We start from the raw sequence: 13,625 nt of genomic DNA, 5'->3' as shown, positions 1-13,625 counted from the left end.
GGAGAAGGTCGTGCTGGCCCGAAGGCGCTTGGCGGAAGGCTGAGTTGGGGCAGTAGGCGCGCGGTGGCGGGCGGGGCCGGCGGAGCGCGCTCGGAGCGGTCAGAACAGGACGCGGGAGCCGGCGGCGGCCCGGGTGTCGCGGGACTTGCGCAGGTCGCGGGCCACGCTGACCCGCTTGAGCCAGCGGTCGGTGCCGTCGAAGCGCGCGGAGAAGGAGCTGCGGCCGTGCACCGCACGGTAGTTGTCGACGAAGACGATCTCTCCGGGGGCCAGCGCGGCGCCGCCGAGCCGGCGGTCGATCTCCGCCGACAGCCGCTGGAGCGCGCCCCGGGCCTCGTCGTCCAGCCGGTCCAGGTCCATGAAGTACGGGTCCAGGCAGAGGTACGGGTCGGCGGGCGAGCCGAACAGCACCGGCACGGGTGCGGCGTCGTCGCGCATCCGCTTCAGCCGGTCGTACGCCTGGTCGAGCAGTTCCGCACCGCCCGCGAGCGCCCGCCCCGGCCCGCTGTCGAGCATCTGGAGGTGCGAGTTGTCCGGCAGCATGTAGAACCGCGGCTCTGCGAGCACCCGCCGGTCCTCGGCGGAGATCTCCAGGTCCTGCACGCCGACGAAGGTGGTCGGCACCCGGTCCGGGTTGCGCAGGCAGAGCAGGCCCACGTAGTCGCCCCGGTAGGGGTGGAAGGCGTCCTCGACGTGCCAGAAGATGGTCTGGTTGCTGCCGGTCCCGATCTGCTCGTCCTCGTGGCCCTTCACCGGCAGGACGTCGTGCACCAGGTAGCCGTCCTGCTGGGTGGCCCAGGCGACCGGCTCGCCGAGCAGGGCCCCGCAGAGCAGCAGGAAGATCTCCTCGCGCAGCGCCGGGGAGACCCCGGTGCGGTGCTGCCAGTGCGCGGGGGTGGCGCCGATCCGGTCCTGGTCGACCCGGTAGCCGGAGACCACGCAGGCGCCGGCCGGCTCGTGCAGCCGGAAGTCGGTCAGGAAGCGACGCAGGGCGAGCGGCAACCGGTGGGACTGGACGGTCAGTTCGTCCTGGAGGGCCTGGTCCTCGACGCTGCCGTGCCGGTCGGCCAGTTCGTCGAGCAGTGCGGCGACCGCGTCGGCGTCGGCGGGGTCGAGAGCGAGGGTGTGCATGGGTGTCACCTCGGTGGTCGGTGGTGCGGGAGGGCTCGGCGGAGCCCGGACGGAAGGGCGGCGGGGAAGGCCGGCGGACGGGCCCGTGGCGGGCCTCAGGCCGCGGGCAGCAGCGTGGAGAGTCGGTCGAGGCCGGCGGCCAGCTCCGTGGAGGAACCGCCGAAGCCGAGCCGGATGTGCCGCGGGGCGCCGAAGCAGACGCCGGGCACGACCAGGACGCCGTGCTCGCGGTCGAGCCGGTCGGCGAACGCGGTCACGTCGGCCACCGTGGTCAGCTCGGGGAAGGCGGTGACCCCGCCGGCCGGCAGGTCGGCGCGCACCCGGTCGCGGTGCTCCGCCAGCCAGTCGGCCAGCACCGCGCGGTTGGCCGTGGCCTGGGCCAGCCGGGGACGGAGCAGCTCGTCGGCGTGCCGGACGGCGTGCGTGGCCACCGCCTCGACCAGCGGGGAGAGCGCCAGGCTGGTGTAGTCGCGACGGCGCACGCAGCCGGCCAGCACCTCGGGCGCGGCCAGTGCCCAGCCGACCCGCAGGCCCGGCAGGCCGTACGCCTTGGAGAGGGTGCCGAAGGAGATCGCCCGGGGGTAGCCGGGGGCCGGGTCGGGCAGCGGCTCGCGGTCGTAGACCAGGCGCTGGAAGGCGTTGTCCCAGGCGAGCCAGGTGCCGTACCGGGCACAGGCGTCGACGACGGCGGCCTGCTGGTCCGCGGTGACCGTGGCGCCGGTCGGGTTGTGCGGGAAGTTGAGCACCACCATGGCGGTGGCCGGGCCGATCAGCGCCAGCAGCTCGTCCTCGTTGGTGACCACGCCCTGCGCGGTGCGCATCGCCCAGGGGACGATCCGGCAGCCCAGCGAGGCGGCCACCTCGACCAGCGCGTGGTAGGCGGGAGCCTGCACCACCACCTCGTCGCCGGGCTTCAGCAGGGCCTGCATGACCAGGTAGACGGCCTCGCTGGACCCCTGGGTGGCGATGACCGCGCCGGGGTCGGTGCCGTGCCGCTCGGCGAGGGCGGCGCGCAGCGGCTCGCCGCCCAGCGAGTGGCTGTCGCGGAACACGATGCCGCCGAGCGAGGCGGCGTCGGTGCCGGCCAGGGCGAGGACCTGGTCGACGGTGTAATTCTCGACACCGCTGCTGCTGATGTCGTAGGTGGTGGTGAAGTAGCGCTCGCGGAGCCAGTCCTCGAGCAGGGCGGGGGCGATGGTCACGGGGTTCCTCCAGGTGCCGGGCCGGATGCGGCCCGGCGGGTCGGGTGGGTGGCCGCCGGGCAGGTCGTGCCGGGGCGGGTGGGCGGTCGCCGGTGCGGGGCGGTCGGGCCGGGTTCAGGCGGAGGCGAGGCCGTCCTCGGCCTCCAGTTCGGCGAGCAGCTGCGCCAGGTCGTCCGGGTCGGTCCCCTCGGCCTGGAGCTGCACCACCCGCAGGGCCAACTCGGCGACGGTGGGAGCCTCGTAGAAGACCCGCAGGGGCACGTCGACCTGACAGACCTCGCGCACCCGGGCGGCGAACCGGGCGGCCAGCAGCGAGTGCAGGCCCAGATCGAACAGGTCGTCGTGGACGCCGACCGCCGGCAGTGCGAGCAACTCGCCCGCCAGCTCCGCGATCTCGCGCTCGGCCGGGGTGCGCGGGGCGACCGCCGCGCCACCGGCCAGTTCGGCCCGGCCGGGCCGGGGCAGCGCGCCGCGGTCGAGCTTGCCGTTGCCGTTCAGCGGCAGCGCGGGCAGCAGCACGATCGCCGACGGCACCAGGTACTCGGGCAGCCGCTCGCGCAGCGCGGCGCGCAGCTCGAAGCCGTCCGGCGCGGTACCGGGGGCGGCGACCGCGTAGCCGACCAGGCGCTTCTCGCCCGGCTCGTCCTCGCGGACCACCACCGCCGCGGCACCGACCCCGGGCAGCTCGGCGAGCTGGGCCTCCACCTCGGCGGGCTCGATCCGGTGGCCGCGGATCTTCACCTGCTGGTCCGCCCGGCCGATGAACTCCACCTCGCCGTCGGCCCGGTGGCGTGCCAGGTCGCCGGTGCGGTAGAGCCGGGCGCCGGGCGGACCGAACGGGTCCGGGACGAAGCGCTCGGCGGTCAGGCCGGGGCGGCCCAGGTAGCCGCGGGCCAGGCCGGCGCCGCCGAGGAACAGCTCGCCGGGGGAGCCGATCGGCACCGGCTGCCCGGCCGCGTCCAGCAGGTAGACGGTGGTGTTGGGCAGCGGGCGGCCGATCGGCAGGCCGTCGCCGCCCACCGGCTCGTCGGTCACCCGCCGGGTGGCCGAGGTGCACGTGACCTCGGTGAGTCCGTACACGTGCACCAGCGGCACCCCGAGACGCTGCCAGACGGCCAGCCGGTCCCGCCGTACCCGCTCGCCGCCCATCGCGACGAACCGCAGGTCCGGCGGGAGCGCGGCACCGGTGCGCTCCAGGTCGGCGGTCCAGTCGTGCCAGTAGGCGGTGGTCAGCTCCAGGCCGGTGATCCGGTGCTCCGCGAGGTAACGGGTCAGGTCGACGCCGCGGGCCAACAGCCGGGTGCCGGGCAGCACCACGGTGGCGCCGGACGCCAGGGCCGGGAACAGCTCCTCGACCAGCACGTCGAAGCCGGTGGAGGCCAGCTGGAGGAAGCGGTCACCGGGGGCGAGGCGGAACTCCTCGGCCATCGCCAGGGTGAAGTTCACCAGGCCCCGGTGGGTGAACATCGATCCCTTGGGCAGCCCGGTGGTGCCGGAGGTGAAGAAGACGCAGGCCAGCGAGTCCGGTTCGGTCGCCGCGGCGGGGCAGGCCGGGACCGCCGGTCCGGTGCCGTCCGGGTCCTCGACCGGCTCCTCGACCGGCTCCACCCGCAGCCCGCCGAAGAGCGGTCCGGCCGGACTCCCGTCGGTGAGCACCAGCTCGGCGCCGGAGAGCTCCAGCAACCGGCGCAGTCGCGCCTCGGGCAGTTCCGGGTCCAGCGTGGTGAACGCCGCGCCCGCCTTCAGCACCCCGAGCAGGGCGATGACCAGCTGCGGCGTCGGCGACGCGTGCACCGCGACCACGCTCCCCGCGCCGATCCCCAGACTGCGCAGCCGCGCCGCGCAGCGCCCGGCGGCGGCCTCCAGCTCGGCGTAGCGGGTCGTGCGGCCCTCGTGCTCCAGTGCCGGGGCGTCGGGAGTGCGGGCCGCGGCCGCCGCGACCAGGTCGTGCAGGCCGCCGGCCGGGATGGGGCGGGCGGTGTCGTTCCACCGGGTGAGCACCGTGCGGCGTTCCTCGGCGTCGAGCAGCGGCAGCGCGGACAGCGCGGTCCGCGGCTCCTCGGCGGCGGCCGACAGCAGCACGCCGAAGCGGTGCGCCAGGCGGGCGATGCCCGCCGCGTCGAACAGGTCCGTCGCGTACTCCACCGTGAAGGCCAGCCGCCCGTCCTGCTCGACGGCGGTGAACATCAGGTCCATCAGGCAGGAGCCGGTCCGTGCGTCCAGCGGTTCCACGCGCAGCCCCGCGAAGCCGGCCCGGGGCGGGCGGGCGCTCTGCAGCGTCAGCATGGTCTGGAACACCGGGTGCCGGGCGGGGTCGCGCTCGGCGCCGACGGCGTCCAGCACCTGCTCGAACGGCAGCTCCTGGCAGTCGAAGTCGGCCAGCGTCCGGTCCCGGGTGCGCTCCAGCAGTTCGGCGAACGCCGGGTCGCCGGAGAGGTCGCCGCGCAGCGCCAGGCTGTTGACGAAGCAGCCCACCAGGCCGTCCAGTTCCTGTTGCCCCCGGCCGGCGACCGGGGTGCCGACCAGGACGTCCTCGGCGCCGGAGAGCCGGCCCAGCAGCGCCTGGTAGCCGGCCAGCAGCACCATGAACAGGGTGGCGCCGTGCCGGGCGCCGAGCGCGCGCAGCCGCTCCGTCAGCTCGGCGGAGAGCTCGAAGTCGTGCACAGCCCCGGCCAGGCTCGGGACGGCCGGGCGCGGCCGGTCGGTGGGCAGCTCCAGCACCGGCAGCGGCGCGGCCAGCCGCTCGCGCCAGTGTGCCAGCTGCCCCGTCCAGCGGCCCTCGGCGGCGCGGTCGGCCTGCCAGCGGGCGTAGTCGGCGTACTGCACCGGCAGCGGCGGCAGCTCGCGCCCGTCGTAGAGCGCGCCCAGGTCCTCGACCAGCACGCCCATCGACCAGCCGTCCAGCGCGATGTGGTGGATCACCAGCACCAGCACGTGCTCGGCCGGTGCCAGCCGCAGCAGCAGGGCGCGCAGCGGCACCTCGGCCGCCAGGTCGAACGGACGGGCGACGAAGGCGTCGACCACCTCCCGGGCCTGCTCGCCCCCGGCGAGATCGCGCACGGTCAGCGGCGCCTCGCCGACCGGCAGCACCCGCTGCGCCGGCACGCCGTCCACCTCCGGCAGCACGGTGCGCAGCACCTCGTGCCGGGCCGTCAGCGCGCGCAGGGCGGCGGCCAGCGCCACCGGGTCGAGCGCGCCGCCGATCCGCACCGCGGTGGGCACGTGGTAGGCCGGGTTGCCCGGAGCGAAGCGGTCGAAGAGCCACATCCGCTGCTGGGCGAAGGAGAGCGGCAGCGGACGGCTGCGGTCCGCCGGGACGACCGGCGGCAGCGCAGGTGAGTCTCCCTCCGCCGGGCCGCCGTCGGTGCCGGCCGCGGAGCGCAGCCGCTCGACCAGCTCGGCCTGGGCGGCCACCGTGACGGCGGCGAACACCTCGCGCAGCCGCAGCTCGACGCCGAACTCCGCGCGCAGCGCTCCGACCAGCCGGTTGGCCAGCAGCGAGTGCCCACCGAGGGCGAAGAAGTCGTCCAGCACGCCGACCTCGGGCAGTTCCAGCAGCCGCTGCCAGATCGCGGCGATCGTGGCCTCGGCGGCGGTGCGCGGGGCGAGCCGGTCGGCCGCGCCGGCCGCGGCAGCCGGCGCGGGCAGCGCGGCCCGGTCCACCTTGCCGTTGGGGGAGAGCGGCAGGGCCGCCAGCTCCGTCCACAGCGCGGGCACCAGGTGGCCGGGCAGCCGCTCGCGCAGCCAGGCGGCCAGCTCGGCGCCGGACGCCGGGGCGCCGGTCGCGGAGGGCACCCAGTACGCGGCGAGCCGCCGGTCGCCCGGGGCCACCTCGCGGGCCACGACGATCGCGTCGGCCACCGCCGGGTGGCCCTGCAGCACGCCGGTCACCTCGCCCGGCTCGACCCGGAAGCCGCGGATCTTGACCTGGTGGTCGGCCCGGCCGAGCAGTTCCAGCTCGCCGTCGGCCCGGCGGCGGGCGAGGTCGCCGGTGCGGTAGAGGCGCTCGCCCGATACCCGGCCGTAGGGGTTGGGCACGAAGCGCTCGGCCGTCAGGCCGGGGCGGCCCAGGTAGCCGCGGGCCAGCCCCTCACCCGCCACGCACAGCTCGCCGGGCACGCCGGCCGGCACCGCCCGCAGCAGCCCGTCCAGCACCAGCAGCCGCTGGTTGGGCAGCGGGCGCCCGTACGGGACCGGGGCGGTCGGGTCGGCGTCCTCGGGCACCGGGTACTCGTTGTTGCAGAAGGCGGCCTCGGCCACCCCGGCCGAGTTGACCACCCGGCAGCCCGGCGCGGCGGCCCGCAGCCGGGGCGGCAGTGCGGGCGGCAGCACGTCCCCGCCGATCAGCGCGGCGCGCAGGCTGTTCAGCGCCAGGCCGTGCTCCTCGGCGGCGGCCAGCATCGCCTCGGTGCCGGCCGGCCCCATCGACCAGACGGTCGCCCGGTGGCGGGCCACCAGCTCGGCCCAGTGCCGCGGGTCGCGGGCCGCCTCCGGCGCGGGGAAGACGGCGGCGGCGCCGACCAGCAGCGGTGCCAGGCAGTCGTGCACGGCAGGGTCGAAGCTCGGCGAGTGCAGCGCCACCATCCGGTCGCCGGGGCCGAAGCCGTGCGAACGGGCCAGCCCGGCGAAGGTGTTGACGATGGCACGGTGGGAGACGGCGACGCCCTTGGGGCGCCCGGTGGAGCCCGAGGTGTACACCAGGTAGGCCAGGTTGGCCTCGCCGGCGGTGGTGCGGTCGGCGGGTCCGTCGGCGGAGCCGTCGTCCCCACGGCCGAACTCCGGCCCGTCGGCGGCGATCTCCTCCAGCAGCAGCACCTCGGTACCGGCCGGCAGCGCGTCCGCGGTGGACCGGTCGGCGAGCACCACGGCCGGCCGGGCGTCGGCGAGCATGAACGCCAGCCGGTCGGCCGGGTAGGACGGGTCCAGCCCGAGGAAGGCACCGCCGGCCCGCAGCGTGCCGAGCATGGCGGCGCTGAGCCCCGCCCCGCGTTCCAGGCAGAGGGCCACCGGCACGTCCGGTCCGACGCCGCCGGCCCGCAGCCGGTGGGCGATCCGGCCCGCCCAGGCGTCCAGCGCCCGGTAGTCGAGGGAGCCGGCCGCGTCGACCACCGCGACCGCCCCCGGGGTCAGGTCCGCCCGGCGGGCGAACAGCTGGTCCACCCGCAGGCCGGCCGGGAGCTCGCCGTCGGTGTCGTTCCAGCCGTGCAGCTCCTGTTCCAGTTCCTCCGGGGTGAGCACCGGCAGAGCGGACAGCCGGGTGCCCGGCGCCCGGACGCCGGCGGTCAGCAGGGTGGTCCAGTGGCCGATCAGCCGGGCCACCGTCGACGCGTCGAAGAGGTCCCGGGCGAACTCGGCGAAGCCGGTGAAGCAGCCCTCCTCCTCGGACAGTTGGAGGTCGAGGTCCAAGTGGGCGCTGTCCCGCGCCACCGCCACCGGCTCGGTGTCGAGGCCGGCCAGCGCGGGCGTGACGGCCGGCGCGTTCTGGAGCACGAAGCCGATCTGGGCCAGCGGGTTGCGCGACAGGTCGCGGCTGGGCGCCAGCTCCTCGACCAGCCGGTCGAAGGGAAGCTCCTGGTGCTCGAAGGCGTCCAGCGCGGTGCCCCGCACCCGCTCCACCAGCTCGGCGAAGCTCGGGTCGCCGGCCAGCGAGGTGCGCAGCAGCACCGTGTTGACCAGCGCGCCGACCAGCAGTTCCGTCCCCGGCGGGCGGGTGGCGGGCCCGGTCGCCACCACCACCTCCTCGGTGCCCGCGTGCCGGGCCAGCACCGCCTGGAAGGCGGCGAGCAGAACGATGTAGGGGGTGGCCCCGGCAGCCCGGGCGAGGTCGCGCACCGCCTGCGAGGCGGCCGCGTCCAGCCGCACCGGCACGGTCGCGCCGCGGAAGCTGCGCACCGCCGGGCGCGGGCGGTCGCCGGGCAGCTCCAGCGCCTGCGGCGCGCCGGCCAGCCGCTCGCGCCAGTGGTCGAGCAGCCGCTCGCCGAGGCCGCCGTCCAGCAGGGCCTGCCGGCCGGCCACGTGGTCGGCGTAGCGCAGCGGCAGGGCGGGCAGTCGCGCCGGCCGCTGCTCGGCCAGGGCGGCGTAGCACTCGGAGAGTTCGGACATCAGCAGGCCGAAGGACCAGCGGTCCACCACGATGTGGTGCAGCACCACGACCAGGAGGTGTTCCTGCGGTCCGAGGGCGATCAGCTCGGCCCGCAGCAGCGGCCCCTTCGCCAGGTCGAAGGGCTGCTCGGCGAGCCGGCCGGCCAGCTCCCGGACCTCCGCCTCGCCGGCGCCGGCGACCTCGGTCACGCCCAGCTCGAAGACGCGGCGCGGCAGCACCAGCTGGACCGGGACGCCGTCCCGGGCCGGGAAGACGGTGCGCAGCGCCTCGTGCCGGTCGACCAGCAGCTGGAAGGCCTGCCGGAGGTGGTCGGTGGCCAGTGGTCCGCGCAGCCGCAGGGCGGCGGCGGTGTTGTAGACGCCGCTGGGGCCCTCCAGCCGGTCGATCAGCCAGAACCGGCGCTGGGCGGCGGAGGCCGGCAGCACCTCGGCGGTGCGGGGGGCGGTGGCCACGGGGTGCTCCTTCACGGGGGCGGGGTCGGGGGTCGGGCTGACGGTGGCACCCGGGGTGCGCGCGGTGGCGGTCACAGGCCCCCGCCCATCAGCTCCGCCAGCTCCTCGGCGGACAGGTCGTCGAAGCGGGCGTCGTCGGCCGGTACGGCCTCGCGTACCGGGGCGGCCGCCGCCTCCGGGGCCTCGGCGGCCGGGGCGCGGCGCACGGCCTCGGCGTACTCGCCCAGGACGGGAGCCTCGAACAGGGCCCGCACGGGCAGGGCGCGGCCCAGCGACTCGCGGACGCCGGCGGTCACCTGGACCGCCAGCAGGGAGTGGCCGCCGAGGTCGAAGAAGTCGTCGGCCAGCCCGATCCGGACCACGCCCAGGGCGGCGCTCCAGATCTCGGCGAGCGCCCGCTCGGTGTCGTCACGGGGGGCGAGCAGCGCGGTCGAGCCGGTGGACCAGTCCGGGGCGGGCAGCGCGGCCCGGTCGAGCTTGCCGTTGGCGGTCAGCGGCAACGCGTCCAGCGTGACGAAGGCCTCCGGGACCATGTACTCCGGCAGCCGCTCCCGCAGGTGGGAGCGGAGCACGGGCACCAGGCGGCGGGCGGCGCGGCCGCGGTGCGGGTCGTTGGCCCAGTGCGACCAGGGCAGCTGCGCGCCGTCCCCGGCGGGCGGCAGCGCGGTCTCCGGCTCGGTGCCGGCCGGTCGGAACGCGGCGTCGAAGCGGCCCAGCGGGTCGCCGGCCGCCCAGCTGAGCGCCACGGCGTGCCCGTGGCGCTCGGCCAGCTCGCGCAGCTCCTGCGGGTCCAGCGCGGCGGGCTCCTCGGCGTCGACGGCATCCGCGCCGGCCTCGCCCGGCCCGGCGGCGAGCCGCGCGGCGGTCCGGGCGTCGCCGTGCACCCGGGCGTTGGGGATGCCGGTGACCACCAGAGGGGAGCCGTCCAGCAGCGCCCGCAGCTCGCCGCCGGTCCACGGCACCGTGCGCACCGCGGGGGCGGCCGGCTCGGTGTCCAGGTGCAGGACGACGTCGTAGCGGTAGCGGGTCATCTCGTTGCGGTCGTGCCCGGGCTTCGGCAGCACCTCCACCCGGCCGATCCGGGGGATCTCCCGGCGCAGCGCCGCGAAGAAGCGCGGATCGAGCAGCAGTTCGTCCTCCTGCCGGACGGCCTGGCGGACCTGGCGGGCCAGCTCGGCGTCACCCGCCCCGGCCGGCAGGCCCGGCTGCAGCACCGACACCTGGAAGGCGTCGAGCAGGGCCAGGTGCCGGACGTCGCCGATCACCATCCGCCCGCCCGGCGCCAGCAGCGCGGCGGCCCGGGTGAGGACCTCGACCAGGTAGCCGGCGCTCGGCAGGTACTGGGCCACCGAGTTGACGACGACGGTGTCGAACCCGCCGGTGGCCAGGTCGTCCAGCTCGTGGCCGGCGCGGCGCAGCAGCCGGACGTGCTCCCAGTGCGCCGGGAGGTGGCGGCGGACGTGGGCGACCGCGCTGTCCGACAGGTCGAGGGCGGTGTACTGCTCGCAGTCGCCGGCCAGCCGGAAGAGCAGCAGGCCGGTGCCGCTGCCGATCTCCAGGATCCGGCGCGGGCCGGTGCGCCGGACCAGCGCGACGGTCTCCTCCACCCAGCGCCGCATCTCCTCGGCCGGGATCGGCTCGCCGGTGTAACTGCTGGTCCAACCACGGATGTTGAATGTCGGGTCGGCGCCGCCCACCTGCTCGTACTGTTCGTAGGCGGTGTCGAAGACCGTCTGCCACTGCGACACCTGCTCGGCGTCCTCGGTACGGTCCGCCGGTCCCTCGGGTGATGCGCCGTCCGCGGGGACGAGGTAGGCGACCAGCCCGGTTCCTCCGCCCGGGGCCTCACGGGGCAGCACGGCCGCGTGCCGCACGTCCGGGTGGGCGCCGAGCTCCGCCTCGATCTCGCCGAGCTCGACCCGGTGTCCGCGGACCTTGACCTGCTGGTCGATCCGGCCCAGGTACTCCAGCGTGCCGCCCGCGGGCCGGCGGGCCAGGTCGCCGCTGCGGTACAGCCGCTCGCCGCGGCCCAGCGGGGAGGGCACGAAGCGCTCGGCCGTCAGGCCGGGTCGGCCCAGGTAGCCGCGGGCCAGGCCGGGCCCGCCGACGCACAGTTCGCCGGGCACACCGGGCGGTACGGGCTCGCCGCGCCGGTCCAGCAGGTGCACCGCCAGATCGGCGAGCGGGCGGCCGATGACACTGCCGGGGTCGGCCGGGGCGGCCGGGTCGAGCGGGTGCGCGGTGACGTGCACGGTGGTCTCGGTGATCCCGTACATGTTGACCAGCCGCGGGCCGTCGGGGTGCCGGGCGGCCCAGGTGCGCAGCACGCCCGGCTCCAGGGCCTCGCCGCCGAACACCACGTGCCGCAGCGCGAGCGGACGGCCCGCCGGTCCGGCTTCCGCCGCCTCGGCGTCGGCGTCGGCGAACTGGCGGAAGGCGGTGGGCGTCTGGCTGAGCACGGTGACGCCCTCCGTGCGCACCAGCGCGTGGAACGCGGCGGGGCTGCGCCGGGCCTCCGGCGGCACCACGGCGATCCGGCCGCCGTGCAGCAGCGCGCCCCAGATCTCCCAGACCGAGAAGTCGAAGGCGGCGGAGTGGTACAGCGACCAGACGTCGTCCGGGCCGAACGGCACGTCCGCGGCGGCCGCCTCGAAGAGCCGCAGCACGTTGGCGTGGGTGAGCAGCGCGCCCTTGGGGCGCCCGGTGGTGCCCGAGGTGTAGATCACGTACGCGAGGTGGTCCGGCCCGAGCGGGGCCGGCTCCAACGGTCGCTCCGCCGCCGACGGCTCGGTCGTCGGCCCGTCGACCGTCAGTACCGTTACGCCGTCGGCCAGTTCGGCGTGCTCGGGGTCGGCGACCAGGGCCACCGCGCCGGAGTCGGCCAGGGTGTAGGCGAGCCGGTCGGCCGGGTGACGGGGGTCGAGCGGGACGTACGCGCCGCCGCTCTTCAGGATGCCCAGGATGCCGGTGACCAGCCGGACCGAGGGCTCGACGCAGATCGCCACCCGGCTCTCCGGCCCCACCCCCAGCTCGCGCAACCGCCGGGCCAGGGCGTCCGAACGGCGGTCCAGTTCGGCGTAGCTCAGGTTCTCCGCACCGCAGTTGACCGCGATCGCCGCCGGGCGCAGCCGGACCTGCTCGGCGAACGCGGCCGGCAGGCTGCGCGCCCGCGCAGCGGCGGCGACCCGGGCGGCGCCGGCGGCCAGCTCGGCGTCGCGCTCACCCGCGTCCAGCAGCGGCAGCGCGTCCAGCCGGGTGTCCGGGGCGGCGGCCGCGGCCGCCAGCAGGTGCAGCCACTGGTCGACGAACCGGCGCACCGTGTGCTCCTCGTACAGCTCGGTGCTGAAGTCGGCCAGGCCGGTCAGGCCCTGTGGGGTCTCGGTGACCTGGAGGTGCAGGTCGAACTTGGCGGTGCCGGTGTCCACCGCGGCCACGTCCATCCGCAGGCCGGGCAGCTCGATGGCGGTCTCCGGGGTGTTCTGGAGGACCAGCAGCAGGTTGGCGAACGGGGTGCGCCCGCCGGCGTCGCGGTCGGGCCGGACCTCCTCGACGATCCGCTCGAACGGCACGTCCTGGTGGGCGTACGCGGCGAGTGCGGACTCCCGGACACGGTCCAGCAGCTCGCGGAAGGTCGGGTTGCCGGACAGGTCGGTGCGCAACGGCAGCATGTTGACGAAGAAGCCGATCAGGCCCTCGGTCTGCGGGTGGTTGCGGTTGGCCACCGGCGAGCCGACCACCAGGTCGCTCTGCCCGCTCCAGCGCTGCGCCACGGCGGTGAAGCCGGCCAGCAGCGCCATGTAGAGGGTGGCGTCGTGCTCCCGGGCCAGCGCGGTGAGCCGGGTGGCGAGGTCACCCTCCAGCCGCCACGGGAAGCAGGCGCCGGCGAAGCTTTGCCGGGCGGCGCGCGGCCGGTCGGTGGGCAGGTCCACGGTGCTGGGCGCGCCGGCCAACCGCTCGCGCCAGTGGTCCAGTTGGGCCTCCAGTGCCTCGCCCGACACTCGCTGGTGCTGCCAGAGCGCGAAGTCGGCGTACTGCACCGGGAGTTCGGGCAGCTCGGCCGGTTCGGGCAGGTGGCGGGGCTCGCCCCGGTCGGCCGGACCGGCGGTATCGGGCCGGTAGTGGTGTGCCAGCTCGCGGACCAGGATGTCCAGCGACCAGCCGTCCGCCACGATGTGGTGCACGGCGAGCACCAGCAGGTGCTCCTCCTCGGCCAGCCGGGCCAGCCGGCCGCGCAGCAGCGGGCCGGCGCCCAGGTCGAACGGGCGGCGGCTCTCCTGCTCGGTCAGCTCGGCGAGGGCGGCCTCCCGGGCGGGGACGGGCAGCGCGGACAGGTCGGTGAGCGGCAGCTCGACCCCGACCCGGGCGTGAACGACCTGCTCGGGCCGGCCCTCCTCGGCGCGGAAGGTGGTGCGCAGTGCCTCGTGCCGGTCCACCACCCGGCCCAGCGCCCGCTCCAGCGCGGGGGCGTCCAGGCGTCCGGTCAGCCGGACGGTGCAGGCGATGCTGTAGAGCGGGCTCGGGCCGGCGAACTGCTCGACGAACCACAGCCGTTGCTGGGCGAAGGAGAGCGGCAGCCGAACGGTCCCGGCGGGGCGGGGGGCGATCAGGCCGGCGGCGTCGGTGCGGGCGAGGCCCTGCTGCTGGAGCAGCTTGGCGAGCAGGCGGCGCTTCTCGGCGGAGAGTGCGGCGCGCTGGGGTGACTGGCTCATGCGTGGTCCCGGGCGGTCGGAGAGGTGG

General features: G+C 76.4%; 4 protein-coding genes. All 4 read right to left on the bottom strand.

Translation table 11 applies throughout. From position 1 onward, the window contains the following. Window positions 1-99: 99 nt before the first annotated feature. Window positions 100-1,131: a guanitoxin biosynthesis L-enduracididine beta-hydroxylase GntD gene (gene gntD / locus ACF9IK_RS05070; protein WP_395293028.1), complete on the bottom strand. Its 1,032-nt coding sequence runs from the start codon at window positions 1,129-1,131 to the stop codon at window positions 100-102. A 95-nt stretch (window positions 1,132-1,226) separates the two neighbouring features. Next, window positions 1,227-2,333 (bottom strand): capreomycidine synthase, encoded by a 1,107-nt coding sequence (gene vioD / locus ACF9IK_RS05065; protein WP_395293027.1) that lies wholly within the window; start codon window positions 2,331-2,333, stop codon window positions 1,227-1,229. Between the two features lie 114 nt (window positions 2,334-2,447). Then, the gene (locus tag ACF9IK_RS05060) at window positions 2,448-8,888 is read right to left on the bottom strand and encodes an amino acid adenylation domain-containing protein (RefSeq protein ID WP_395293026.1); all 6,441 of its coding nucleotides are present in this window, start codon (window positions 8,886-8,888) and stop codon (window positions 2,448-2,450) included. Window positions 8,889-8,959: 71 nt separating this feature from the next. Further along, window positions 8,960-13,597 carry a non-ribosomal peptide synthetase gene (locus ACF9IK_RS05055; RefSeq protein WP_395293025.1) on the bottom strand — a complete coding sequence of 1,546 codons (4,638 nt, stop codon included), beginning with the start codon at window positions 13,595-13,597 and terminating at the stop codon, window positions 8,960-8,962. Window positions 13,598-13,625 lie beyond the last annotated feature (28 nt).

The organism is Kitasatospora hibisci (assembly GCF_043950205.1).
GTDB lineage: Bacteria > Actinomycetota > Actinomycetes > Streptomycetales > Streptomycetaceae > Kitasatospora > Kitasatospora hibisci.
The sequence above is the reverse complement of the archived record's forward strand: the minus strand, read 5'-3'. Positions and strand labels throughout refer to the sequence as shown.